This window comes from Streptosporangium sp. NPDC048886, from assembly GCF_055586905.1.
Genome location: NZ_JBVJHH010000011.1, coordinates 86,972 through 110,833, shown reverse-complemented (window position 1 = coordinate 110,833; position 23,862 = coordinate 86,972). Strand labels below are relative to the sequence as shown.

Annotated in this window: 19 protein-coding genes and 3 tRNA genes; 8 read left to right on the top strand and 14 right to left on the bottom strand. The window is 73.5% G+C overall.

Annotation, left to right across the window (positions count from 1 at the left end; all coding sequences use genetic code 11):
- The first annotated feature begins 129 nt into the window (after window positions 1-129).
- Entirely contained in the window at window positions 130-1,179 is a 1,050-nt protein-coding gene (locus ACZ6R6_RS15710; RefSeq protein WP_470093813.1) for a LacI family DNA-binding transcriptional regulator, read from the top strand.
- Between the two features lie 21 nt (window positions 1,180-1,200).
- On the opposite strand, the gene ACZ6R6_RS15705 is transcribed toward ACZ6R6_RS15710, so the two are convergent.
- The gene (locus ACZ6R6_RS15705; protein ID WP_470093811.1) at window positions 1,201-1,656 is read right to left on the bottom strand and encodes a DUF3237 domain-containing protein; all 456 of its coding nucleotides are present in this window, start codon (window positions 1,654-1,656) and stop codon (window positions 1,201-1,203) included.
- Window positions 1,653-2,894, bottom strand: a complete 1,242-nt coding sequence (locus ACZ6R6_RS15700; RefSeq protein ID WP_470093809.1) for a flavin-dependent oxidoreductase — start codon at window positions 2,892-2,894, stop codon at window positions 1,653-1,655. Before ACZ6R6_RS15700 ends, ACZ6R6_RS15705 begins: the two co-directional genes overlap by 4 nt.
- Window positions 2,895-2,991: 97 nt before the next feature.
- Here ACZ6R6_RS15700 and ACZ6R6_RS15695 point away from each other — a divergent pair, with 97 nt between their 5' ends.
- On the top strand, window positions 2,992-3,492 hold the full coding sequence (locus tag ACZ6R6_RS15695) for a MarR family winged helix-turn-helix transcriptional regulator (protein WP_470093807.1): 501 nt from the start codon (window positions 2,992-2,994) through the stop codon (window positions 3,490-3,492).
- Between the two features lie 177 nt (window positions 3,493-3,669).
- On the opposite strand, the gene ACZ6R6_RS15690 is transcribed toward ACZ6R6_RS15695, so the two are convergent.
- The 4 genes from ACZ6R6_RS15690 to ureA all read right to left on the bottom strand — a co-directional run bounded on the left by ACZ6R6_RS15690 (window position 3,670) and on the right by ureA (window position 9,340).
- Window positions 3,670-5,448, bottom strand: coding sequence for a tetratricopeptide repeat protein (locus ACZ6R6_RS15690; RefSeq protein WP_470093805.1), 1,779 nt, complete (start codon window positions 5,446-5,448; stop codon window positions 3,670-3,672).
- A gap of 346 nt (window positions 5,449-5,794) precedes the next feature.
- Window positions 5,795-6,781, bottom strand: coding sequence for an agmatine deiminase family protein (locus ACZ6R6_RS15685; protein WP_470094060.1), 987 nt, complete (start codon window positions 6,779-6,781; stop codon window positions 5,795-5,797).
- A gap of 184 nt (window positions 6,782-6,965) precedes the next feature.
- Window positions 6,966-8,615 (bottom strand): urease subunit alpha, encoded by a 1,650-nt coding sequence (locus tag ACZ6R6_RS15680; protein WP_470093803.1) that lies wholly within the window; start codon window positions 8,613-8,615, stop codon window positions 6,966-6,968.
- Entirely contained in the window at window positions 8,612-9,340 is a 729-nt protein-coding gene (gene ureA / locus ACZ6R6_RS15675) for an urease subunit gamma (protein WP_470093801.1), read from the bottom strand. Before ureA ends, ACZ6R6_RS15680 begins: the two co-directional genes overlap by 4 nt.
- Before the next feature lie 65 nt (window positions 9,341-9,405).
- On the opposite strand from ureA, the gene ACZ6R6_RS15670 reads away from it, so the two are divergent.
- A complete protein-coding gene (locus tag ACZ6R6_RS15670; RefSeq protein WP_470093799.1) occupies window positions 9,406-9,999 on the top strand; it encodes a TetR/AcrR family transcriptional regulator in 594 nt (197 codons plus the stop codon).
- Here ACZ6R6_RS15670 and ACZ6R6_RS15665 read toward each other — a convergent pair.
- On the bottom strand, window positions 9,919-11,154 hold the full coding sequence (locus ACZ6R6_RS15665) for an MFS transporter (protein WP_470093797.1): 1,236 nt from the start codon (window positions 11,152-11,154) through the stop codon (window positions 9,919-9,921). The two genes, ACZ6R6_RS15670 and ACZ6R6_RS15665, sit on opposite strands and share 81 nt — an antisense overlap.
- 24 nt (window positions 11,155-11,178) lie before the next feature.
- Here ACZ6R6_RS15665 and ACZ6R6_RS15660 point away from each other — a divergent pair, with 24 nt between their 5' ends.
- Window positions 11,179-11,928: a CGNR zinc finger domain-containing protein gene (locus ACZ6R6_RS15660; protein ID WP_470093795.1), complete on the top strand. Its 750-nt coding sequence runs from the start codon at window positions 11,179-11,181 to the stop codon at window positions 11,926-11,928.
- Here ACZ6R6_RS15660 and ACZ6R6_RS15655 read toward each other — a convergent pair.
- Window positions 11,916-15,002: an efflux RND transporter permease subunit gene (locus ACZ6R6_RS15655; RefSeq protein WP_470093793.1), complete on the bottom strand. Its 3,087-nt coding sequence runs from the start codon at window positions 15,000-15,002 to the stop codon at window positions 11,916-11,918. The two genes, ACZ6R6_RS15660 and ACZ6R6_RS15655, sit on opposite strands and share 13 nt — an antisense overlap.
- A 174-nt stretch (window positions 15,003-15,176) precedes the next feature.
- Here ACZ6R6_RS15655 and ACZ6R6_RS15650 point away from each other — a divergent pair, with 174 nt between their 5' ends.
- The 3 genes from ACZ6R6_RS15650 to ACZ6R6_RS15640 all read left to right on the top strand — a co-directional run bounded on the left by ACZ6R6_RS15650 (window position 15,177) and on the right by ACZ6R6_RS15640 (window position 19,436).
- A complete protein-coding gene (locus tag ACZ6R6_RS15650; protein WP_470093791.1) occupies window positions 15,177-16,379 on the top strand; it encodes a sensor histidine kinase in 1,203 nt (400 codons plus the stop codon).
- Complete coding sequence (locus ACZ6R6_RS15645) at window positions 16,376-17,041, top strand: response regulator (protein WP_470093789.1); 666 nt, start codon at window positions 16,376-16,378, stop codon at window positions 17,039-17,041. Before ACZ6R6_RS15650 ends, ACZ6R6_RS15645 begins: the two co-directional genes overlap by 4 nt.
- 268 nt (window positions 17,042-17,309) lie before the next feature.
- Window positions 17,310-19,436: an NPCBM/NEW2 domain-containing protein gene (locus ACZ6R6_RS15640; RefSeq protein WP_470093788.1), complete on the top strand. Its 2,127-nt coding sequence runs from the start codon at window positions 17,310-17,312 to the stop codon at window positions 19,434-19,436.
- Here the strand turns inward: ACZ6R6_RS15640 and ACZ6R6_RS15635 are convergent.
- From ACZ6R6_RS15635 to ACZ6R6_RS15615, 5 genes are all read right to left on the bottom strand, one after another.
- On the bottom strand, window positions 19,433-19,633 hold the full coding sequence (locus ACZ6R6_RS15635) for a hypothetical protein (RefSeq protein WP_470093786.1): 201 nt from the start codon (window positions 19,631-19,633) through the stop codon (window positions 19,433-19,435). The genes ACZ6R6_RS15640 and ACZ6R6_RS15635 overlap by 4 nt on opposite strands.
- Before the next feature lie 18 nt (window positions 19,634-19,651).
- Window positions 19,652-20,329 carry a pyridoxamine 5'-phosphate oxidase family protein gene (locus tag ACZ6R6_RS15630; RefSeq protein WP_470093784.1) on the bottom strand — a complete coding sequence of 226 codons (678 nt, stop codon included), beginning with the start codon at window positions 20,327-20,329 and terminating at the stop codon, window positions 19,652-19,654.
- Window positions 20,330-20,621: 292 nt separating this feature from the next.
- Window positions 20,622-20,696: transfer RNA gene (locus ACZ6R6_RS15625), tRNA-Val, on the bottom strand.
- A 13-nt stretch (window positions 20,697-20,709) separates the two neighbouring features.
- Window positions 20,710-20,780: transfer RNA gene (locus ACZ6R6_RS15620), tRNA-Cys, on the bottom strand.
- Between the two features lie 26 nt (window positions 20,781-20,806).
- Window positions 20,807-20,878, bottom strand: a tRNA-Gly gene (locus ACZ6R6_RS15615).
- Window positions 20,879-21,088: 210 nt separating this feature from the next.
- Here ACZ6R6_RS15615 and hutH point away from each other — a divergent pair.
- Window positions 21,089-22,636: a histidine ammonia-lyase gene (gene hutH, locus ACZ6R6_RS15610; RefSeq protein WP_470093782.1), complete on the top strand. Its 1,548-nt coding sequence runs from the start codon at window positions 21,089-21,091 to the stop codon at window positions 22,634-22,636.
- Here hutH and ACZ6R6_RS15605 read toward each other — a convergent pair.
- Window positions 22,617-23,825, bottom strand: coding sequence for an NAD(P)-binding domain-containing protein (locus tag ACZ6R6_RS15605; protein WP_470093780.1), 1,209 nt, complete (start codon window positions 23,823-23,825; stop codon window positions 22,617-22,619). The genes hutH and ACZ6R6_RS15605 overlap by 20 nt on opposite strands.
- Window positions 23,826-23,862 lie beyond the last annotated feature (37 nt).

Below are 23,862 nucleotides of genomic sequence, written 5' to 3'. Positions count from 1 at the left end.
TTGCGCCGTGCGGCTGAGGTGCCAGCGAGTATTGGTGAAGGAACGTTCCTGCACAAGGGGTGGAAGGAACGATTCTGCAACGGTGGCAGGGGTAGCCGGCGGCGGCGGCCGGGTGGCAGGATCACGCCCATGAGCCAGCCAGACCGCAGCTCCGCCGCACGGGTCCGCCTGGTGGACGTGGCCCGTGCCGCGGGGGTCTCCAAGACGACCGTGTCGGACGCGCTGAACGGAGCCGGGCGCCTGCCCGCGGCCACCCGCGAGCACGTACGGCAGGTGGCGCGCCGTCTCGGCTACCGCCCGAACGCCACGGCGCGGTTGCTGCGCGCCGGGCACACCCGGCTGATCGGCTTCGCGGCGCGGGAGTACGTCGAGACGCCGTGGGTCTACGCCGAGCTGGCCTACTTCGGGCAGCTCGTCACCGCCGCGACCCGGGCGGCCCTGACCCACGGATACGGGGTCGTCCTGCTGCCCACCTCCGGGCCGGACGACTGCTGGCTGGACATGCCGCTGGACGGCGTGTTCGTCGTCGACCCGGTCGCGGGGGACCCGATGGTCGGGGACTTCCTCGCGGCGGGCATCCCGGTGGTCTCCGACCGGCGGGCCCTGGCGGAGGCGGCGGGCGGGGCGGGGACGGTCGGCCGCTGGATCGACTTCGACCACGGGGGCGCCGTGCGCCGGGTCCTGGATCACCTGGAGGCGGCCGGCGCCGAGCGGATCGCGGTCGTCGCGGGCGCGACCACGGCCTGCTTCCACCAGGAGTCGGCCGCCGCCTACCGGGACTGGTGCGCCGAGCGGGGCCGTGAACCCTCCATCGTCTGCCTCCCCGGCCCCGGCCTGCAGCCGACGCTCGAGGCCGTCGAGGAACTACTCGACGGCCCGGCCCCGCCGGACGCGCTCTTCACCCTGGTCGAGGTCAACCCGCCGCTCCTGCTGGAGGCGGTCCGCAGGTGCGGCCGGTCCGTCCCCGACGACCTGCTGCTCGTCTGCACCACCGAGGATCCGACGGCCCTCCACACGGATCCGCCGATCAGCACGCTCAGCTTCCTGCCCGGCGAGACGGCCGAGGCGGCGGTGGAACTGCTCGTGGACAGCGTCGAAGGCCGCGCGGGAGAGCCCGGCCGTCTCTTCTCGGCCGAACTCCGGATCCGCGCGTCCTCGGCCTTCCCGGCCACCGTGTAGGCCCGGCGCGAGCCCCGTGCCTCATCTCACCTCGTAGGCGTCGTAGAGCACGGCGTCGGGGGTGCGCGTGCCGGACGCGACGGCCAGCGAGCGGTTGAGCCAGCGATATGCGGGCGCTCCGGTCTCGAAACGGCAGAACAGCCGGAAGTAGTACTCGGCGGGGTTCACCTCCTCGCCCCCGGCGAGCCGCGCCATCACCTCGGGCGGGCCGTGCCGGACGCCGGTGGTCTGCAGGTAGATCAGGGCGCCGTCATGTGTACGCAGCGTGTAGCGGGTGTCGATGCTCGCGCTCGCGTCCGGGTGCACGACCTGCCAGTCGGCTCCGCCCGGCAGTATCTCACCGGACAGCCGTGTGCCCTCGAAGGAGCCGCCGGCGATGTTGATGATCCGGCGGCGGCCCCAGGGGGAGTCGCCCAGTTCCAGGACCGGGTCGAGCTCCACCCGGAAGGCGGCCAGCGGGGTCAGCTCGGGTCTCATGCCGGCGCCACGCCGTGGGAGGGACGCTCGTTGAGCAGCCGGGGATCGAAGCCGGCGGTGCGCTTGTAGGCGGCCGCGATGCCCTCGCGTTCGGCCGCCGGGATCACGTCCTCGATGTCGGCGAACCCGCCGGGTGCGCGCTCGTGGGCGATTCTCATCACCACCTCCGGCCCCATGCCCCGGTTGGCCAGGCACAGCGCGGTCGTCACGGGCCGCCGCCGCTCCTCGTAGGCGCACAGAGCCTGCTCGGGGGAGCGGCCGACGGCGAGTTCGTAGGCGAGCACGCGAGCGTCGAGCACCGCCTGGGAGGCGCCGTTGGAGCCGATGGGGTACATCGCGTGGGCGGCGTCGCCGAGCAGGGTCACCCGGCCGTGCGACCAGCGGGGGAGCGGGTCCCGGTCGACCATCGGGTACTCGTAGACGGCCTCGGCCGCCGAGATCAGTCCCGGCACGTCCAGCCAGTCGAACCGCCAGTCGCCGAAGTGGCGCAGGACCTCGGCGGGCTCCACGGGCCGGTTCCAGTCGCCGCGCGCGACGGCCTCGTCCATGGGGCGCTCGGCGATCCAGTTGACCAGGCCCGGGGTCGCCTCCTGGATCGGATAGGCGACGAACTTCGCGGTGCCGTCCCCGGCCATGATCATGGAGCGGCCGGAGAGGAACGGCCGCGCGCGGGACACCCCGCGCCACAGGACCAGGCCGTTCCACGGCGGTGGCCCCTCGTCGGGGTAGAGCAGGGCTCGGAGCGCCGAATGGATCCCGTCGGCGCCGATGAGCACCTCACCGGTCAGCTCGGTCTCCCCGCCGGCGGTCGCGAACCGGGCCGACACCGTGCCGCCCTCCTGGTGGAAGCCGGTGAGCGTGTGACCCGGCCGCACCGCGGCCTCGCCCAGCCTCCTGCGCACCTCCGCCAGCAGCAGCATCTGCAGCCGGCCCCGGTGCACCGAGAACTGCGGCCAGCGGTATCCGGCGCGCAGGCCGCGGGGCTCGGACCAGATCGGCGAACCGTAGCGGTTGTAGTAGGCGAGCTCTCCGGTGGCCACGCCGATCCCGGAGAGCTGGTCGGACAGGCCCAGCTCGGCCAGTTCGCGGACCGCGTGCGGGAGCAGGTTGATGCCCACGCCCAGCGGGCGCAGCTCCGCGGCGGCCTCGGCGATCACCACCTCGGTCATACCCGCCGCGTGCAGGCTCAGGGCCGTGGCCAGCCCGCCGATGCCGGCACCCACGATGACCACTGACATCCGTACTCTCCCGAGTAAATGTTTTGGCCTTAACTATTTCGTCCTTCATCATCTAGAGTCAGTGGCGCCGGCGCAAGACCCTGAGAAGATCGGACGCATGAACGAATCGGCCGAGAGCTGGTACGAGGCGCACGCGAGAGACCGGGTGGCGGACATGCGGGCGCCGGCGGACTCCCGCGCCTTCACGCTCTCCTACAACGTGCTGCAGCTCTCCCAGATGCTGGTCAACGATCTGGAGTCCCGGGTGCACCGGCCGCGCGGGCTCACGTTGCCGGGCTTCCGGCTGATGTTCAAACTGTGGCTGCTGGGGCCCACCCAGTCGGCCCGGCTCGCCGAGATGTCGGTGCTGACCCGCTCGGCGGTGTCGAACCTGGTCAACACGCTGGAGCGGGAGGGCCTGGTGGAGCGCAGCCGGACCGTCGCCGATCGAAGGCTGGTCTACGTCGATCTCACGGAGAAGGGGCGGGCGATGGTGACCGAGGCCTTCGAGCTCCAGACCCGGCGTGAGCGGGCCTGGTTCACCGCGCTCGACGAGACCGAACAGGCGGGGTTCGTCGCGATGATGCGGAAGCTGATCGAGTCCCGGCCGCAGGATTGACGGCGGCCCGGCCCGCGGTGCCGCACGGTCCGCGGGATCGGGGCCGGCCCCGGCCGCCGGCGCCGGAGCCCGCGGTCACGGCCCCGGCCGTCAGCCCGCCGGCCCCGCCGTCATGGCCCTCGCGGGCTCCGGGGCCGGCTGGAACGACCCCGGAGCCCGCGGTCACGGCCCCGGCCGTCAGCCCGCCAGCTCCCGCCGGATGTCGTCGTCGTCCGGTGCCAGCTCCAGCGCGCGGGTGAGGTCGGCCACCGCCGCCTCCTCCCGTCCCGCGGCGCGCAGCGCCATCGCCCGGTTGAACAGCAGCGCGGGGTCCGCGCCGGGTTCCAGGGCGCGGGTGAAGTCGGCGACCGCGCCCTCCGGGTCGCCGGTCTCGAAGGCCAGCATCCCCCGGCTGGCCCAGGCGGCCGCGAGCGAGGGGGCGCCCTCCAGCGCCCGGTCGAACGCGGCCCGGGCCTCCTTGTGGTGACCCTCGGCCATCTCGACCTGGCCCAGCGCGCACAGCAGATACGGGTTGGCCGGATCCAGCGCGAGCCCGGCCTCCGCATCGGCCCTGGCCCTGCCGTGGTCGCCGAGCGCGGCCAGCAGCCCGGCCCGGTTGGCCAGCCCGTCCACGAACTCCGGGTCCAGCTCCAGGGCGTGGTCCAGGTCGACGAGCGCCCCCTGGTGGTCGCCGGCGGAGAAGCGGATCTCGGCCCGGTTGTAGTACGGCTCGGGGAAGGGCGGGCCGGCCCGCATCGCCGTCTCGTAGTCGGCGATCGCCGCCTCCCGCCTGCCCAGCCGGTGCAGCAGGTTGCCCCGGTCGATGTAGTAGTCGGGGTAGCCGGGGTCGGCCGCTATCACCGCGTCCAGGTCCTCCAGGGCGTCCTCGGGGCGGCCCAGCATGACGGCGAGCTGCGCCCGGTTGGCCAGCAGCACCAGCCGGTGGATCGGGTGCTCGCCCGGCAGCAGGTCGCGCTCGGCCAGCTCCACCGCCTCCTGGACGAACTCCAGCGCCCTGGCGGGGGCGCCCCGCCGTACCTCCACCAGCGCCCGGCCGTTGAGGTCGAAACCCAGTTTGAAGGCGCGCTCACGCGGGTCGGGCAGCAGCGTGGAGATGGCGATCGCCTGGTTCACCCAGGCCAGTGCGGCGTCCAGATCGCGCCGGGCCGGGTCGTGGTGGCGGACCTTGAGCATCCCGGTGGAGTAGGCGGCGGACGCGTGCGTGAGGGGGGAGACGCTTTCACGCCTGGCCAGGTCGAACAGCGCCTCGGCCTCGTCCTCGCGGTTCAGCGAGCCGAGCGCGGTCGCGGTGCTGTGCAGGAAGCGCCACCAGGTCTCCGGCTCGGCAGCCGGGTCGGTCAGCGCCAGCGCGCGCTGCCCCAGCTCCACCACCGCGTCGTGGCAGCCCGCGTCCAGGCACCACTCGACGGCGAACCGGAGGGCCTCGACCGCCCTGTGCGGATCGGTGCCGTGCTCGAGGTGGTAGGGGATCGCTCCGAGCCGCGCGCCGACCGTCCCCTCCCGCTCCAGCTCCTCGGCCCGCGCGTCGTGCTCCTCCGGAGTGAGGGGCTCATCCGGTACGGCCTGCTCGCCGACCACGACGGTCAGCAGCCGCGGGGCGATCCGCCGCCGCAGCACCGCCAGCAGCTCGCGGTCGGTGGGGTCGGCCCGGTGGGCGTTCTCCACCACGAGCGTCCGCGGCCCGACCTCCGCCAGGTGTTCGCCGACGAACTCGGCCAGCCCGTTGGACAGGCGGAGCGTGCGGCGGGGCGCGTGGACCAGGATCCGTTCCGCCCGGGGCAGCCGGTCGGCCACCGACCGGCGCCTGGCGGGGACCAGCCCGTGCAGGTCGGGAGCCATGGCGCGCAGTTCTATGTCGTAGCGGGCGACCAGATCCGGCCGGGCCGCCGAGGCCAGCGCCGAGGCGATCGCGCCCCCGGCGGTGTAGGGGCCCCGCAGGCGCCGGTCGGCGTCCACGGGAGGCAGGAGCAGAGGAGGGAGGGGCGGGTTTTCTGATGGGAGCGGTCCCCGGCTCACCAGTCTCCTTTATCTATGTCGTTCTGGAGGCCGGCGCCCATCGCTGAGCGCCGGTTCTGTGTTTTTCGGTCTCAGCCGACGTGCTTGGGGCTGGCGGCCCCGCGGAGCGTGACGGTGCCAGGTTTGTGAACAATGACGCGCTTCATTGCGATGCCTCTCTCGGAATAACAACAAACGGCAAGTATTCGCATTAATCACCCATATTGACAAGATCTTCTTCTTACAGTGGCCTCATCCGGACAGGTCGCCGGGCGGTCCGGTGCCACTCGTCCCGGTCGCGGGCCGGTCAGGGGCGCGGCTGCTGCTGGGTGATGCAGTGGATCCCGCCGCCGAGGGCGAAGATGGCGCGGGCGTCCACCGTCTCGACGGCCCGCTCGGGGAAGAGCCTGGCGAAGATCTCGGCCGCCGCCGCGTCGCGCGGGTCGTCGAAGGAGCAGAGCAGGGCCAGGCCGTTGGCCAGGTAGTGGTTGATGTAGGAGTAGTCGACCAGTTCCCCGTCCGCCTCGCGGGTCTCCGGGGCGACCAGCTCGACGACCTCCAGCCGGCGTCCCCGGGCGTCGGTCGAGGAGCGCAGGATCGCCAGGTTCTCCCGGGTGACCTCGTGGTCCGGGTGGTCCGGGTCGGGCTGGACGTGGCAGAGCACCAGGCCGGGACGGGCGAAGGAGGCGAGCAGGTCCACGTGGCCGCTGGTGCCGTACCGGCCGTAGTCGGCGGTGAGGCCGCGCGGCAGCCAGATCACCTTCTCCACGCCGATCCGGGCGCGGAGCTCGGCCTCGACCCGCTCCCTGGTCCAGCCGGGGTTGCGCTTGTCGCCCAGCTGCACGGTCTCGGTGACGATGACCGTGCCCTCGCCGTCCACGTGGATGCCGCCGCCCTCGTTGACCATCTCCGAACGGAACCTGGCGGCCCCCGCCCGCTCCAGGACGGCCGCGGCGACCAGGTCGTCCTTGGCGTGGACGTTCCAGCCCCACCCGTTGAAGGTCCAGTCCACCCCCGCCAGGCCGCCCCTGCCGTCCACCAGGAAGGTCGGGCCGTTGTCGCGCATCCAGCAGTCGTCCAGCGGCTGCTCCACCACCTCGACGCCGGGGGCCAGCCAGCGGGCCGCCGACCCGCGCTCGCTCGGGTCGACCACCATGGTGACCGGTTCGTAGCGGGCGATGGTGTTGGCCACGGCCGACCACGCGCGGTAGGAGGGCTCGGGGTCGGCCAGCGCGTAGCCGGAGACCGGCCAGGACATCCAGGTGCGGGTGTGCGGGTGCCACTCCGGCGGCATGAAGAACACGGCGGGCTCCTTTTCGGGATCAGCGACAAAAGGGGTCAGGGACAAGACAAAAGGGGTCAGGGACAAGAGGTGAAGGGGCTGGACGGGGCGCCGGAGAGGCGGGAACGGCCCTGTCCCGGGGGAGACGCCGCGGGGGCGCGCGCGGGACGGGGCGTCGCAGGAAGCAGACGGGGCGTCACAGGAAGTAGAGGCGGCTGAGCGAGACCGAGTCGGCGGGGGCCGAGCGGACCGGGTCGCCGTCGAGGGTGACCTGACCGAGCGCGTCCACCTGGACGGACCCGAGCCGGGAGTTGCGGACCAGGTCTCCGGGCCCGATGCCGCGGGTGCCGCGCACGCCGACCCGGCGGCGCCGGGTCGTCATGTGGTCGCCCGCCGCGCCGGCGGCCGCCCCGCTGACGAAGGCCACCGACAGGTCCGCGGCGGTCGCGCCGTAGGCGCCGAACTGCGGCCCCAGCACCAGCGGCTCGCAGGTGTCGGTGGAGGCGTTCGGGTCCCCGGTCACGCCGTAGGCGGGGAAGCCGGCCTTCAGCACGAGCTGGGGCTTGGCGCCGAAGTGGTCGGGCCGCCACAGCACGATGTCGGCCAGTTTGCCCGGCTCCAGCGAGCCGACCTCGTGGGCCAGGCCGTGCGCGATGGCCGGGTTGATCGTCAGCTTGGCCAGGTAGCGCAGCACCCGCTCGTTGTCGTTGCGCTCCGGCGCGCCCAGCTCGCCCTTCATCTTCCCGGCCATGGCGAACGTCCGGCGGACCGTCTCGCCCGCCCGGCCCATGCCCTGCGCGTCGGAGGAGGTGATGCCGATGACCCCGAGGTCGTGCAGCACGTCCTCGGCGCCCATGGTGCCCGCCCGGATCCGGTCCCTGGCCAGCGCGGCGTCCCCCGGCAGCTCGGGCCGGAGCCCGTGCACCGAGACGATCATCCCGTGGTGCTCGGCGACGGCGTCCCGGCCGAAGGGCAGCGTCGGGTTGGTGGAGGAGCCGATGACGTTGGCCACCCCCGCCAGTTTGAGCACGTTGGGCACGTGGCCGCCGCCGCAGCCCTCGATGTGGAAGGCGTGGATCGTCCGGCCGGACAGGACCGCCAGGGTGTCCTCCACCGACAGGCACTCGTTGAGACCGTCGGTGTGCAGGGCCACCTGCACGTCGTGCTCCTCGGCGACCCGCAGCGCGGTGTCCAGCGCGCGGGTGTGCGCCCCCATGTCCTCGTGCACCTTGAAGCCGCTCGCGCCGCCCTCGACCAGCGCCTCGACCAGCGGGGCCTCGTGCGACGACGAGCCGCGCGCCAGGAAGCCGATGTTCACCGGCCAGGCGTCGAAGGCGTTGAAGGCGTGCCGCAGCGCCCACGGCGAGTTCACCCCCACGCCCCAGACCGGCCCGAACTCCTGGCCGATGATCGTGGTGACGCCGGAGGCCAGGGAGGCCTCCATGATGCGCGGGCTGAGCAGGTGCACGTGGGTGTCGATCGCCCCGGCGGTGGCGATCAGCCCCTCGCCGGAGACGATCGTGGTCCCGGTGCCGACCACCACGTCCACCCCGTCCAGGGTGTCGGGGTTGCCGGCCCGGCCGACGGCGTGGATCCGCCCCTCGCGCACGCCGATCGAGGCGGTCCGCACACCCAGGAACGGGTCGAGGATCAGCACGTTGCTGATCACCAGGTCGCAGGTCTCCCTGATGGAGGCGGCCTTCAGGTGCAGGCCGTCGCGGGCGGTCTTGCCGAACCCGGCGAGGAACTCCTCCCCGGCCTTCTGGGAGTCGTGCTCGACCTCGACCACCAGGCCGGAGTCGCCGAGCCTGACCCGGTCGCCCTTGCGCGGGCCGTACGCGCTCATCGCCCGTCCCCTTCCGCCGTCGCCTGCTCCGCCGGCCCGCTGCCCAGATAGCCGCAGGCCCGCGCCTTCTCCATGGCCCGCTCGAACGCGCCCGGCGCGTCCAGCGGCCCGTCCACCAGCCCGGCGAAGCCGACCGCCACCCGCGCGCCGCCGATCGGGACCAGCCTGACGGTACGGCCGCGGCCCGGGTCGAACCGGACGGTGGAGCCCGCGGGGACGGCCAGCCGGCGCCCGTAGGCGGCCCCCCGGTCGAACCGGAGCCGGGGGTTGACCTCGAAGAAGTGGAAGTGCGAGGTGACGCTGATCGGCACGGTCGCGGTGTTGAGCACCTCGACCTCGATGGCCTCCGCCCCGGGGTCCTCCCCGGCGGGAAGGACGGCCGCCTCGATCACCGCGCCGGGCGCCTGGCCGCCGAGCGAGCCCCCGCCGAACGGGTCGCTCACCACGGCCAGCCGGGTGCCGTCGTCGAAGACCGCCTCGACCATCACCTCGGTGACGACGTCGGCCACGCCGGGCAGCACGTCGTCCGGGCCGAGGGCCCCGCGGCCCGCCTCGACCGCCTCGGCCAGCCGCGCCCCGTCGCGCGCGGCCTCGCAGACCGTGTCCGCGATCAGGGCGGTGGCCTCCGGCACGTTCAGCCGAAGACCTCTCGCCTTCCTGGCCCGCGCGAGCCCGGCCGCGGTGAACAGCAGCAGCCGGTCGCGTTCCGCAGGTGTCAGCCGCACAGCCCGCTCCTTTTAGAACCGTTTTCAAACTTTGAGCAGCATTCTAAACCTGTACGGTATATCCCATGACTGCGAAGCTGGAGCGCCCCGACGTGCGAGCGCACGTGCTGCGGGCGGCGCTGCTGGCGATCGACGAGGTGGGGCCCGAGCGGTTGCGGGTGCGGGACATCGCCGAGCGGGCGGGCATGAGCAGCGGTCACGTCATGTACTACTTCGGCAAGCGTGACCGGATCCTCGTCTCGACGCTGCTGCTCAGCGAGGACGAGCTGGCCGAGCGCCGCACCGCGGAGCTCGCGGCCGTCGCCGACCCGCGCGAGGCGGTCACCCGTCTGGCCGAGCTCTACCTGCCCGGCGGTCCGCACGACGTCCGCTGGCGGTTGTGGGCGCAGGTCATCGCCCGCCCGCCGCGGGACGAGGAGACGCTCGTCCGGATCGCCGGGTTCACCGGCACCTGGGTGGAGGAGCTGGCCGCCATCGTGGCCCGGGGCGTGCGGGAGGGCCTGTTCCGGCCGGTGGACGACGTGGAGGACTACGCGAGGCGGATGTGCCGGATCATGGACAGTCTCGCGGACGACGTGTTACTCGGGCTGCCCGGTTGCGGCCCCGGCTGGGCCCACGAGCAGGCCATGCGGGCGATCTGGCGGGAGCTGCTGCCCTGAGGGCCGCGCGGTCAGCAGGTAGGCCAGGGCGGCGAGGAGCTGGATCCCGGCCGCCGTGAACAGGGCGCCGGGCAGCGACCAGGTGGCCAGCGGCCCGGCGATCGCCGAGCCGACCGCGAAGGAACTGATCTTCAGGCTGGCCGCGGTGGTGAAGATCTGGCCCCGGAGGTGCTCGGGCGCGTCGCGGTGCCGTACCGCGAGCACCGCCGTGAGCTGGGGCCCCTGGCCGAGGCCCGCGACGACCGCGGCGGCCACCGCCACCGCCGGCGAGCCCGCCACGGCGGCCAGCGCCGAACCCGCGGCCAGCAGCAGCGTGCTGATCAGCAGCACCCTGTCGGGTACGGCGGGCGGCCGCCTGGCCATGACCACGTTGGCGGTGAGGGCGCTGGCCGCCAGCGCCGACAGCAGCAGGGCGCCGTGCCCGGCCTCCCCGGTGAGCCTGACGCCCAGCAGCGGGGCGCACACCACCATCACCCCCACCCCGCAGAAGGACACCATGGTGGTGACCGTCGCCCTCCGCAGGCCCGTGATCCGCGCGATCGCCGAGAAGCCCGCCGTCAGGTCCCGCCGCAGCGGGCGGCCGCCCTCCCCGACGGGCCGGGCGGGCAGCAGCCAGGCCGCCGGGGCGGCCAGCAGCACCAGCACGACCGAGACGACGACGGCGGCCGGGGCCCCGGCCGCGGTGGCCAGCACCCCGGCCAGTGCGGGCCCGGTCAGGCTCGCCAGGTTGTAGGTCAGCCCGTCCAGCACGCTGCCCCGCCGGATGTCCCGTCCGGTGACGACCAGCGGAAGCTGGGCCGTCCAGCCGCCGGCCAGCGCCGGGCCCAGGAGCCCGGCGAGCACGGCCACCCCGACGAGCGGCACGACGGGCGTGTGCCCCAGCGCCAGCAGGATCACCAGCAGCGCGGCCGCGTACGCCGCCAGGGCGCCGGCCAGCAGGCGGCCCGGGCGGGGGGAGCGGTCCAGCAGCGCGCCGAAGACCGGGCCGCCCACCGCCGAGGAGATCGTCAGCCCCGCCAGGAGAGATGACGCGGCGGTCGCCGATCCGGTGACCGACAGTCCCAGCAGGAGCAGCGCGGGGCTGGATATCTCGTCCCCGGTCCGGGCCGCGAGGGCGCCGGCCAGATAGCCGCCGAGCCTGTAACGTCTACTCATCCACAAGACGTTACAGTAATGGCTGTGAGTCACTCCAGCAGGGATATGGCCGACCGGGCGGCCGACCTGACCGCCGTTCTGCTGGCCGCGCCGACCGTCGAGAGCGTGAGCGCGGTGCTGCGCGCCCACGGCGAGCGGGCCCCGGCGCCGTCCGGAGCCCCCGGCCCGGGCGTGGACGGTTCCGCCGTCTCCGGGCCTGTTCCGGGCGGTCCCGTCGCCCCCGGCCCGGGCGGTCCCGTCGCCCCCGGCCCGGGCGGTCCCGTCGCCTCCGGATCCGGTCCGGACGCGCCCGTCACCGAGCCGGGCCGTCCCGGTCCGTCGGGCGATCTCGGGCTCACCGCCGAGGACGTCGCCGCCATGCGGGTGGTGGCAGCCCGGCTCCGCGAGGTCTTCGCGGCGGCCGGCGTCGACGAGGCCGCCGCGCTGCTCAACCGGATGCTGGCCGAAGGGGCCCGGCCGCCCCGGCTGACCACCCACCACGGCCGCAGCACCTGGCACCTGCACGTCGACAGCCACGACGACGCCCCCTGGGCCGAATGGTTCCTGACCTCCTCGGCCATGGCGCTCGCCGTGCTCCTCGCCGACCACCAGCGGATCCCCGGCGGGATCTGCGCCGCCGGCGGCTGCGACCGCCCCTTCGCCGACTCCTCCGCCGGCAGTCCCCGGCGCTTCTGCTCCCCCCGGTGCGCCACCCGCGCCCGGGTGGCCGGGCACCGGGCGCGGCGCGCGGGCGCCGCCCCCGGTGACGGGACCGCCGGTGATCAGCCCGCGTGAGCGGGCTCCGGCTCGGGGCTCGGGGCGGGCGCGGGGCGGCGGGGCCGCCGGAAGCGGTCCTTGACGTCCTCCACGATCGTGTAGAGGGTGGGCAGCAGGACCAGGGTCAGGAGCGTCGAGCTGGTCAGGCCGCCGATGACGACCACGGCCAGGGGCCTGGACAGGAAGCCGCCGTCACCGGTCAGGCCCAGAGCCATCGGGGTCAGCGCGCAGACGGTGGCGACCGCGGTCATGACGACCGGGCGGACCCGGTGCCGGCCGCCCTCCACGACCGCCTCCCGGGCGTTCATGCCGCCCTCGCGATACTGGCGGACCAGGTCGAGCAGCACGATCGCGTTGGTGACCACGATGCCGACCAGCATCAGCATGCCGATCAGGCTGGACAGGCCCAGCGGGGTCCCGGTGGCCACCAGCAGGCCGAGGGCGCCGGTCGCCGCGAACGGGATCGAGACCAGCAGCATGAGCGGGTGCGCCAGGCTCCGGAACGTCGCCACCATGATCAGGTAGACGATCAGGACCGCCGCGGCGAGGGCCGCGAACAGGCTGTTGAACGAGCTGGACTGCTGCTCGCTGACCCCGCCGATCTCGGCGGTGGCGCCGGCGGGCAGCCGCAGCGCCTCCAGGCGCCTCTTGAGCGCCGAGCTCGCCGCGCCGAGGTCCTGGCCGGAGAACTTGGCGCTGACCGTGGTCGCGCGCTCCCCGTCGATCCGGGTCAGCCGGGTGGGAGCCGTCACCGTCTCGACCCGGGCGACGTCGCCGAGCTTGACGGTCCGGCCCAGCGGGGTGGGGACGCGCAGCTTCCGCAGCGCGGCCAGGTTGCCCGCGGGGGCGTCGACCCGCAGGGACACCTCACGCTCGGCGCCGTCCAAGGTGACCTTGGCGAGCTGCTCACCCTGGGTGACCCGGGCCACCGCCTGGACGATCCGGCCCTCGGTGAGCCCGCGCGCGGCGGCGGCCCCGCGGTCGACCCGCACGGCGATCTGCCTGGCCGTCTCGGCGAGACCGGCCTTGACCTCGGAGGTTCCGGGCGTCTGCCGTACGGCGTCGCCGACCAGCTCCGCCGCGCGCGCCAGCGACGCGTCGTCGGCCGCCGACACGGTGACCGCGAGGCCGGTGGAGGTCAGGCCCCCCTGGTCCTCCTGGACGGTCACCTTGCCGATCTCGGGGCCGGCGGCGGCCAGCCTGTCGACCCGGGCGCGCACGGCCCCCCGCAGGGCCTTCATGTCCGTGCCCTTCTCCGCGGTGACGGAGAAGGTCGCCACGTTGCGCGCCGCGCCCTCCTCGCTGCGGTCGGGGCCGACGGTGACCTGGTAGGACGCCAGGCCGGGCACCCCCTTGAGCGCCTTCTCCACCTCGCGGGCCGCCTGGTCGGCCGCGGCCAGGCTCGTCCCGGCGGCCGGCTCCTGGCGGATCTGGAAGGTGTTCTGCCCGGAGCTGCCGAGGAAGTCGGTCTTGAGCTGGCCCGCCATACCCACGGTGACCACGAGGATCCCGGCGGAGGCCAGGAGCGTCACCCACCGGCGCCGGATCGCGAACCCGATGACCGGGACGTAGACGCGCTGGAGCAGGCCCGCGCGCTCCTTGACCTCCACGGCCTCACGGGTCACCGCGGTCCTGGGCGCCCTGAGGAACCAGTAGGCGAGCACGGGGATCACCGTCAGCGACACCAGCAGCGATGCCAGCAGGGCGATGGTGACGGTCAGCGCGAAGGTGGAGAACAGCGCCCCGGTGATGCCGCCGGTGAACGCGATCGGCAGGAACACCGCCACCGTGGTCAGGGTGGAGGCGGTGACCGCCCCGGCCACCTCGCGGGTGCCGGTCCGGACCGCGTGCAGCTTGGCCTCGCCGTGGTCCAGATGGCGTTTGACGTTCTCGACGACCACGATGGAGTCGTCGACGACCCGGCCGACGGCGATGGTCAGCGCGCCGAGCGTCAGGATGTTGAGCGTGAAGCCGTTGACCCACAGGCCGATGAGCGCGGTCACCAGTGACAGGGGGATCGAGATCACCGTGACGACGGTGGAGCGGAAGGAGAGCAGGAAGACCAGGATGACCAGCGCGGCGAAGCCCAGCCCGAGCAGACCCTCGGTGGCCAGGCCGCCGATGGACTCCTGGATGAACTCCGACTGGTCGAAGGAGACGGTCAGCGAGGTCGCGGCGCCCAGGGACCGGGTGAGCGCCGGCAGCCGCTTCTTCACCTCCTCGGCGATCGCCACCGTGTTGCCCGTGGACTTGGCCATGACCGCCACGCTCAGGCTGGCCCTGCCGTCGGTGCGGGTCACCGTCTCGGGCCGCTCCTCGACGACGCGGACGTCGGCGACGTCGGCGAGCGTGACCTTCGGGGCCAGGTAGAGGCCGCGCACGTCCGCGAGGGAGTCGAAGCCCTCTCCGATCTGCAGGGCGAACGACTCGCCGCCGGAGGTGAGGGTGCCGGCCGGCACGACCGACCCGCTGGAGCCGAGCAGGGCGGCGACCGCGTCGACGGTGAGGCCCCGTTCGCTCAGCTCGTCCTGGTCGAGGCGGACCTCCACGCTCTCGGCCCGCTCGCCGCCGACCACCACCCGGCTCACCCCGTCGATGCCGCTCAGCTCGCCGGGGACCAGCTCCCTCAGCCGCCGGCCCAGCAGCCGTTCGTCGTCGCCGGAGGCCGCCAGGTGGACGACCGGGAACTCGGTGGAGATCCCCGGCGTGACCTGCGGGACCACGCGGGGCGGCAGCTGCGACTGGATCCGGCCGATCCGCTGCTGCAGGTCCTGGATCGCCCGGTCCAGGTCGGTGCCGTAGTCGTACTCGACGGAGACACCCGCCAGGCCGTCGCTGGAGAAGGAGGTGACCTTCTTCTGGCCGGCGCCTCCGCTGACGGCCTCCTCGATCCTCTCGGTGACGTTGCGCTCGACGATCTGCGGCGCGGCCCCGGGATAGACCGCGGTCACGCTCGCCACGGGCATGGAGAACGGCGGGAGCAGCTCCTGTTTCAGCGAGACGGTGGCGATCGCTCCGAATATGAGCACTCCGACCGCCAGGAGCGCCACCAGTGCCCGGTTCGCAAGGCTTATCCGGGTAAGAACGTTCAACGGGGGTCTCCCCTCGGGAATGGTTGTCCCGTCCAGGGTTCGGCCTCCGCACCGGCCCGCGGTAGCGGACAAGGTTGCGGGCCGGATCGACGAAAGTTGCGGCGCCGTACCCCCTTGGTTGCGGGTGCCGGCCGGCCGCTGGCATGGGCGTGGGCCGGTGGATAGCGTGACCGCGTGAACTGGAAGCCATCCCGCGCGGTCCTGGCCGATACGGCCCTCGCCGTCGCCGTCGGCGGGCTGAGCGCCGCGGCGACGCTCAACCAGGCGCTCGCCCAGCAGGCGTCGCTGTCGTGGAGCGCGTGGGCCGCGGCCGCCGCGCAGCTCGCCGCCGGGCTGGCCCTGATCCTCAGGCGCCGGGCGCCGGTCCTCCCGGTCCTGCTGTGCATGGCGCTGTGCGCCTTCATCACGCCGGCGGCGGTGCCGTTCGCCACCTACGCGGTCGGCGTCCACGGCCGGGGGCGCCCGCGTGAATGGGCCGCCGTCCTGCTGCTGTCGGGGTTGTTCGCCCGGCCCTGGAACATCTCCGGGCCGGTCCCCGAGTTCCTGCTGAACACCGCGTCCATCTCACTCGTGGGGATCGCCCCGGCGCTGCTGGGCATGTGGCTGGCCTCCCGGCGGCGGCTGCTGCAGGCGCTGGCCGAGCGGGCCGAGCGGGCCGAGCGCGAGCAGCGGCTGATGGCCGAGCAGGCCAGGGCGGAGGAGCGGGCCCGGCTCGCCGGAGAGATGCACGACGTCGTCACCCACCGGGTCAGCCTCATGGTGCTGCGCGCCGGCGCGCTGCGCACCATCGCCCGCGACGAGGTGGTCCGCGAGGCGGCCGAGGAGCTGCGCCAGGTCGGCCGCCAGGCCCTTGAGGAACTGCGTGAGCTGGTAGGCGTGCTGCGCTCGGAGGAGACCTTCGGTTCCGCGCGCACCGCCGAGCCCGTGGTGCTGGACCTGACGGGTCTGGTCGAGGAGTCCAGGGCGGCGGGGGTCGAGGTCGATCTCGCCACCGAGGGCGAGCCGGTCCCCGCCCCGCCCGTCGTGGGCCGCACCGCCTACCGGGTGGTCCAGGAGGCGCTGACCAACGTGCACAAGCACGCGCCCGGGGCGCGGGTGACCGTCCGGGTGGGCTACGCCGGCGGCCTGCTCCGCGTCTGCGTGCGCGACAGCGGAGGGGCCGGGGGCGCCGCGATGGTCGCCGGGGAGGGCGGCACCGGGCTCAGCGGCCTGCGCCAGCGCGTGCAGCTCGTGCACGGCTCGCTGTGGGCGGGGCCGTCCGAGGGAGGCTTCGAGGTGCGGGCCTCGCTGCCGGTCGCCCCGGGCGGGGGAGTGGCCCGCGAGGGGGCCGTGCCGGGCTCCACGGAGGCCGCCGGCGGGGTCCGGGTGTCCCCGTGATCCGGGTGCTGATCGTCGACGACGAGCGCATGGTCTGCGCCCAGCTGCGCACCATCCTGTCCGTGGCCGACGACCTGACGGTGGTCGGCGAGGCGTACGACGGGGCCGAGGCCGTGGAGGCCGTCGTGCGGCACCGGCCGCACGTGGTGCTGATGGACCTGCACATGCCCGGGGTCGACGGGCTGGCCGCGATCGAGCACATCGCCCACTTCCCCGCGCCGCCGAAGGTCGTGGTGCTGACCACCTTCGACCGCGACGGCTACGTGCTGCGGGCCATGAGCCTGGGCGCCGCCGGCTTCCTGCTCAAGGACACCCCGCCGGAGGACCTGATCGGGCTGGTGCGGGTGGCCGCCGACGGGCACACCGTGCTGTCCCCGGCGGCCACCCGGCGGCTGCTCACGGCCTCGGCCGGACGTGACGCGGCCCGGGAACGCGCGCTCGCCCGGATCGCGGACCTGACCGACCGGGAGGTGGAGGTGCTCGCCTGCCTCGGCGAGGGTCTGTCCAACGCCGAGATCGCCCGCAGGCTCCACCTGTCGGAGGCCACGATCAAGAGCTACGTCTCGCGCATGCTGGTCAAGCTGGGCCTGTCCAACCGCACCCAGGCGGGGCTGCTGGCCTCCGAGGCCGGGCTCCCCGGGGCGGGGAGAGGGCGGGCGTAGGCGGCGCGGGGGATCGTGGAGGCCGGCGGGGCGGGCCCGGAGCGCGGACGGCCGGGAGGTCGTGGGCGGCGCCGTGATTACGGCGGTCAAGTCGGGGGTCAAGTCACTGCGACCACCATTTCCCGCTGATTCTTGGTCTCTTCTGATGAACTATGTCGAATTTCGGCCATAGTGATGATTGGTATTGCTTGATTGCGGTGATTCATGGTCTCTTCCTCCGTGGAAGCCTTCTTCGTCTCGGGGAGCTTGAGAGGAACGGGAGCACGTCATGCGCCGCCTCAGATCAGCCCTGTCCGGTCTATTCTCCGTAGCCCTCCTCGCCGCCCTGCCGGCCGTCCCCGCCGCCGCCACGGCGGCGGTCGTGGCCGCGGCGCCCGCCGCGCCGGCCCTGGACAACGGTCTGGCCAGGACGCCGCCCATGGGGTTCAACAACTGGAACTCCACCCACTGCCGCGCCGAATTCAACGAGGCGATGATCAAAGGCATCGCCGACATCTTCGTCGGCCAGGGCCTGAAGAACGCCGGCTACCAGTACGTCAACATCGACGACTGCTGGGCGCTGCCCCAGCGCAACGCCCAGGGCGACCTGGTCCCCGACCCGGTGCGCTTCCCCAACGGGATCAAGGCCGTGGCCGACTACGTGCACTCCAAGGGCCTGAAGTTCGGCCTGTACACCAGTGCCGGCACCAAGACCTGCGACACGCTCGGATTCCCCGGCGGCATCGGTCACGAGCGGCAGGACGCCGCGCTGTTCGCCTCCTGGGGCGTCGACTATCTCAAATACGACAACTGCGGCGACCATCTGGGGCAGAGCGCGCAGCAGCGCTACACGGCGATGCGCGACGCGCTCGCCGCCACCGGCCGGCCGATCCTGTTCAGCATCTGCGAGTGGGGCGCCAACCAGCCCTGGAACTGGGCCCAGAACGTCGGCAACTCCTGGCGTACCACCGGTGACATCAGCGACAACTGGGCCTCCATGCTGGACATCATGAAGCGCAACCGGGACCTGGCCCCCTACGCCAGGCCGGGCGCGTGGAACGACCCGGACATGCTGGAGGTCGGCAACGGCGGGATGACCGGCACCGAGTACCGCACCCACTTCAGCACCTGGGCCATCATGGCGGCCCCGCTGCTGATCGGCACGGACCTGCGCACGGCCTCGCAGGCGACCTTGGACATCCTCAGGAACACCGACGTGATCGCGGTCAACCAGGATCCGCTCGGCAGGCAGGCCACGGTCGTCAGGAGCGACGGCGGCCTCACGGTCTTCAGCAAGACACTGGCCAACGGGGACCGCGCGGTCGCCCTGGTCAACGAGACCTCCTCGGCGAGGACGATCAGCACGACCGTGACCGAGGCGGGCATGGGAGGCGCGTCGTCCTACTCGCTGAAGGATCTGTGGTCGAAGGCGGTGTCCTCCACCACCGGGACGATCAGCGCGAGCGTGCCGGGTCACGGCACGGTGATGTTCCGAGTGACGCCCAACGGTCTCGTCCCGCCCCCCACCGGGCTGTCCCAGCTCGGTGACCTGCCCTGGACCTCGGCGAACAACGGCTGGGGGCCGGCCGAGCGCAACCTCAGCAACGGCGAGCAGGCCGCCGGCGACGGGCGCACGCTGACCATCGGGGGCGCCGCGTTCGCCAAGGGGCTGGGCGTCCACGCCGCCAGCGAGATCACCTACCACCTCGGCGGGAAGTGCCGCGCGGTGACCGCCGCGGTCGGGGTCGACGACGAGGCCGGCACGGGCGGGTCGGTGGTCTTCCAGATCTTCCGCGACGGGGTCAAGGTCGCCGACAGCGGCCGGATGACGGGCGCCGACGCGGCGCGGACGCTGAACGCCGACGTGACGGGAGGGACCACGCTGCGCCTGGTCGTCACCGACGGCGGCGACGACATCCGCTACGACCACGCCGACTGGGCCGACGCCCGCCTTTCCTGCGGTGACGGCCCGCCGGCCGGCACGACGCAGCTCAGCGACCTGCCGTGGAGCGGCGCCGCGAACGGCTGGGGGCCGGTGGAGCGCGACAGGAGCAACGGGGAGCAGGCCGCCGGCGACGGGCGCACGCTGACCATCGGGGGCGCCGCGTTCGCCAAGGGGCTGGGCGTCCACGCCGCCAGCGAGATCGAATACTTCCTCGGCGGCGAGTGCTCGTCGGTGCAGGCCCGGGTGGGCCTGGACGACGAGGTCGGCACCGGCGGCTCGGTGGTGTTCCAGATCTACCGGGACGGCGCCAAGGTCGCCGACAGCGGGCTCATGACGGTCGACGACCCCGCCAGGGCGCTGAGCGCGGACCTCACCGGCGGCCTCGCCCTGCGCCTGGTCGTCACCGGCGGCGGCAACGGCGTCGACTACGACCACGCGGACTGGGCCGACGCGAAGGTCACCTGCGCCTAGCCGCCCGTGACGTGCCCGCGCCCCCGCGCGGGCCGTCCGGGGTCCGGACGCGCAGGAGGGACGGGGTAGAGGTCGGCGAAGCTGGCGGTGGCGCGGGCCAGACCGGCCCGGCGCCCGCCGACCGCCACGGCGGTGGCGTCGTTGTCGCAGATCACCGGGGAGCCGGTGTGCTGCTCCAGCAGGCGCTTGATCGGCACCCCGCGGCCCGGCGTGGACTACGCGGGGACGTGGTGGATGCGGCGGCCGGTGATCTCGGTGGGGGTGATGCGGATGTGGAGCTTGCGCTCGCCGCCCGCCCACGGCTCGACGCCCGCGCCCGCCACGGCCGCCTGCTCCTCCTCGGAGGAGATGTGATGGGCCGGGCCCCGGACGAGCACGCTCCAGCCCTGCCGGTTGGGGTCGTCGATGCGGTCGACCTCGAATGCGATCTTGAACTCGACCCCTTCGACGCCGGTGCGCAGGTCCTCGTCCAGCGGGCCCCCGAAGGCCGTGCGCAGCAGCACGGCCCCGTGGTGGATCACGTAGTTGACCGGCATCACCACCGGCCCGGTGGCGGTGCTGAAGGCGACCCGGCCCACGCCGCCCGGAGAGATCAGCCGCATGCACTCGTCGGCCTCCAGCTTCTCCAGCCGGGGCCGCCCGCCCGCCGGGCCGCGCCCCGGGGGCAGGTCCATGGTGCCGCCCAGCAGCTCCTCGCTGCTGGTGCCCAGGGCCGCGGCCAGCTGGTTGACGGTGCCGGTGCCGGGCGAGGCGGCGTTCTCCTCCAGGTAGGCCAGGTAGCCGGGATCGATCCTGGCCCGTTCGGCCAGCTGCTCCCGGGACATGCTGAGGGACTTACGGCGATGCGCGACCCGGCGGCCCAGATCACCCGGGGCCGGGATGTGTTCGGTCATGGAATCCCCCTGCTCGCGGACCCGAGGCGGCGGCGCCGCGGAGGACCGGCCTGGCACCCGTGGCGTCCGGCGGCCTCGGCGGTGGCGTCCTCGGACGCCCTGTGACGGCTGGAGCCGTGACCCTCGCTCGCAGGGCCCGGCCGGGCGGGCGCACGTCCCGCCGGTGGGCCCGGTCCCGCTCCTGCACACCTCCGTACCCCGCGGGCCGGCAGATCACTCCGCCGTCGGGACCGCGGCGATGGCCCGGGAACGCGTATGGGCAGGTCAGGAGATCCTGACCTGCCCATACAGGTGGTGGACGATACAGGGATTGAACCTGTGACCTCTTCCGTGTCAGGGAAGCGCTCTCCCGCTGAGCTAATCGTCCTCGCTGAAACCAGAGGTGGAGACGGGATTTGAACCCGTGTACACGGCTTTGCAGGCCGTTGCCTCGCCTCTCGGCCACTCCACCGGAGTGAGAGCCCTAAAGCCCTTCCGAGCGGAAGACGGGATTCGAACCCGCGACCCTCACCTTGGCAAGGTGATGCTCTACCACTGAGCCACTTCCGCGTGTGTCTCCGGGCCCGGCCCGGCTCACGGATAGAACTCTAGCGAATAGTCGCCGACTCCCCAAACCGGAGGACGGCCGGCCGCCCGGCGCGCGGGCGGTGGAGGCCGCCGGATCGGGCAGGGATCGGACAGGGAAGACATAGCGGCGATCTCCGCCTGTAAGGAGCTAACATCGCATACGCCAGTTACCTAGTGCGAGAGAGTGACACCATGCGCGACAACGAGGTCGTGAACATCGGGCCGGAGCCGCTGAGCTTCGACGAGGTCGTCAGGGTGGCCCGGCACGGCGCCGCCGTACGGCTCACCGACGACGCCGTGGCCGCCATGGCCGCCGCCCGCACCCGCGTCGACGAGCTCGCCGAGAGCCCCACCCCCGCGTACGGGGTCTCGACCGGGTTCGGCGCCCTGGCCACCCGGCACATCGACCCCTCGCTCCGCGCCCAGCTGCAGCGCTCCCTGATCCGCTCGCACGCGGCGGGCTCGGGCCCCGAGGTGGAGACCGAGGTCGTCCGGGCGCTGATGCTGCTGCGCCTGCACACCCTGGCCACCGGCCACACCGGCGTCCGCCCGAAGACCGCCAAGGTGCTCCAGGGCATGCTCAACGCGTCGATCACCCCTGTGGTGCACGAGTACGGCAGCCTCGGCTGCTCCGGTGACCTCGCGCCGCTCTCCCACGTGGCTCTCACGATCATGGGCGAGGGGGTCGTCCGCGACGCGTCCGGGGAGCGCGTGGACGCCGCCGAGGCGCTGAAGCGGGCGGGCATCGAGCCCGTCGAGCTCGCCGCCAAGGAGGGCCTGGCTCTCATCAACGGCACCGACGGCATGCTCGGCATGCTGATCCTGGCCATGGACGACCTGCACCGCCTGTTCAAGGCCGCCGACATCGGCGCCGCGATGAGCGTGGAGGCGCTGCTCGGCACCGACCGCGTCTTCGCCGCCGACCTGCAGGCCCTGCGTCCGCACCCGGGCCAGGCCGCCAGCGCCGCCAACCTCCGGGCCCTCCTGGCCGACTCCGGGATCATGGAGTCCCACCGGGACGGCACCTGCACCCGCGTCCAGGACGCCTACTCGCTGCGCTGCGCCCCGCAGGTCGCCGGGGCCGCCCGCGACACCCTCGCGCACGCCGCCTCGGTCGCCATGCGGGAGCTGGCCTCGGCGATCGACAACCCGGTGGTGCTGGCCGACGGCCGGGTGGAGTCCAACGGCAACTTCCACGGCGCCCCCGTGGGCTACGTGCTCGACTTCCTGGCCATCGCGGTCGCGGACGTGGCGAGCATCTCCGAGCGCCGCACCGACCGCATGCTCGACGTGGCCCGCAGCCACGGCCTGCCCGCCTTCCTGGCCGACGACCCCGGGGTGGACTCCGGGCACATGATCGCCCAGTACACCCAGGCCGCGATCGTCTCCGAGCTCAAGCGCCTGGCCGTGCCCGCGAGCGTGGACTCCATCCCGAGCTCCGCCATGCAGGAGGACCACGTCTCCATGGGCTGGTCGGCCGCCCGTAAGCTGCGCCGCTCGGTGGACGGCCTCACCCGGGTGCTCGCGGTGGAGATCCTCACCGCCGCCCGGGCGCTCGACCTGCGGGCGCCGCACCGGCCCGCCCCCGCGACCGGGGCCGTGGTGGCCGCCCTGCGCCAGACGGTCCCCGGGCCCGGACCGGACCGCTTCCTCGCCCCGGAGATCGAGTCGGTGGTCCGGTCGGTGGCCGACAACACGGTCGTCGCCGCCGCCGAGTCGGTCACCGGCCCGCTGGCATAGCGGCGATCACCTCCACCTCCAGCAGCAGCCCCGGCCGGAACAGCCGTGACACCTCCACGGTCGTGCTGGCCGGGGGCGCGCCGGTGAAGTAACGGCTCCGGACGTTCCCGTACTCGGACACCCGCGACATGTCGGTCAGGTGCGTCCGGATGTGGGTCACGTCGTCGAAGGTGCATCCCTGGTCGGCGAGGATGCGCGCCAGCAGCTCCATCACGTATTCCGACTGGCGCCGCATGTCCCCCTCGCCGACCACCTGCCCCGCCTCGTCCAGCGCCACCTGGCCGGAGACGAACAGCAGGCCGCCGGCCCTGGTGGCATGGGAGTAGTAGCCGTTGGTCGCCGGGACCGACGCCGGGTTCAGCTTCGGCACGCCGGTCCGGCGGGCCGTGCCGACGTGCCCGAAGACGGCCGTCAGGTCCTCGCCGCCGAGCCCGGCCCCGGCCGCCTCCTGCAGCCTGTCCCGGGCCGCCGCCGCGAGCGTCTGCGTCCCGTGCGAGGCCAGCGCCAGGTCCTTGGCCGCCAGGCCGAGGGCGTAGCGCGTCTCGAACGGCCCGTTCTCGACGACCGGGCGGAGCCGCTCGACGAGCGTCCCCAGCGGGGTCTCACCGAGCACGTCCAGCAGGGTCGCGGTGTTCACGCCGGTCGCCTCGCCGTAGGCGACGGTCTCGGCGAGCAGCACCTGGGCGGGCACCAGCGCGCTCATCACCGCCAGCTTCAACGCCGCGCCCGCGCCCGGCCCGCCGGCCTCCCGGACCCGGCCGAACACCTCCAGCACCTCCCGGCAGCGCGCCAGGTCCTCCGGCAGGCCACCGGCCAGCACCGTCAGCGTGCCCTCCCGCGCGGGCTGCACGCTGCCCAGCACCGGCGCGTCCACCAGCCCCACCTGCGAGGGGAGCCTGTCGCGGAGCTCGGCCACCGCCTCGGGGCCGATCGTCGACATCTCCACGACCAGCGACCCGGAGCGCAGCCCGGGCGCCGCGTCCGCGAGCACCCGCCTGACCGCCGCGGGGTCGCTGAGCATGGTGATCACCAGCTCCGCCTCCGCCACGGCCTCGGCGGGAGAGGCCGCGCCGAAGGCCCCCTCGACCTCGCGGGGAGTGCGGTTCCACACCGTCACCTTGTGCCCGGCCGCCACGAGCCGCCGCGCCATGGGGGCGCCCATATGTCCCAGTCCAAGGAAAGAAATCATGGGATTCACGGTAGGGACGGCCAAGGCATTCCACCAG

Excerpts from the sequence above, each read along its gene's own strand:
- ACZ6R6_RS15710 (WP_470093813.1), top strand. The coding sequence starts at position 130 with ATGAGCCAGCCAGACCGCAGCTCCGCCGCACGGGTCCGCCTGGTGGAC.
- ACZ6R6_RS15705 (WP_470093811.1), bottom strand. The coding sequence starts at position 1,656 with ATGAGACCCGAGCTGACCCCGCTGGCCGCCTTCCGGGTGGAGCTCGAC.
- ACZ6R6_RS15700 (WP_470093809.1), bottom strand. The coding sequence starts at position 2,894 with ATGTCAGTGGTCATCGTGGGTGCCGGCATCGGCGGGCTGGCCACGGCC.
- ACZ6R6_RS15695 (WP_470093807.1), top strand. The coding sequence starts at position 2,992 with ATGAACGAATCGGCCGAGAGCTGGTACGAGGCGCACGCGAGAGACCGG.
- ACZ6R6_RS15685 (WP_470094060.1), bottom strand. The coding sequence starts at position 6,781 with ATGCCGCCGGAGTGGCACCCGCACACCCGCACCTGGATGTCCTGGCCG.
- ACZ6R6_RS15680 (WP_470093803.1), bottom strand. The coding sequence starts at position 8,615 with ATGAGCGCGTACGGCCCGCGCAAGGGCGACCGGGTCAGGCTCGGCGAC.
- ACZ6R6_RS15670 (WP_470093799.1), top strand. The coding sequence starts at position 9,406 with ATGACTGCGAAGCTGGAGCGCCCCGACGTGCGAGCGCACGTGCTGCGG.
- ACZ6R6_RS15665 (WP_470093797.1), bottom strand. The coding sequence starts at position 11,154 with ATGAGTAGACGTTACAGGCTCGGCGGCTATCTGGCCGGCGCCCTCGCG.
- ACZ6R6_RS15640 (WP_470093788.1), top strand. The coding sequence starts at position 17,310 with ATGCGCCGCCTCAGATCAGCCCTGTCCGGTCTATTCTCCGTAGCCCTC.
- ACZ6R6_RS15630 (WP_470093784.1), bottom strand. The coding sequence starts at position 20,329 with ATGACCGAACACATCCCGGCCCCGGGTGATCTGGGCCGCCGGGTCGCG.
- hutH (WP_470093782.1), top strand. The coding sequence starts at position 21,089 with ATGCGCGACAACGAGGTCGTGAACATCGGGCCGGAGCCGCTGAGCTTC.
- ACZ6R6_RS15605 (WP_470093780.1), bottom strand. The coding sequence starts at position 23,825 with ATGATTTCTTTCCTTGGACTGGGACATATGGGCGCCCCCATGGCGCGG.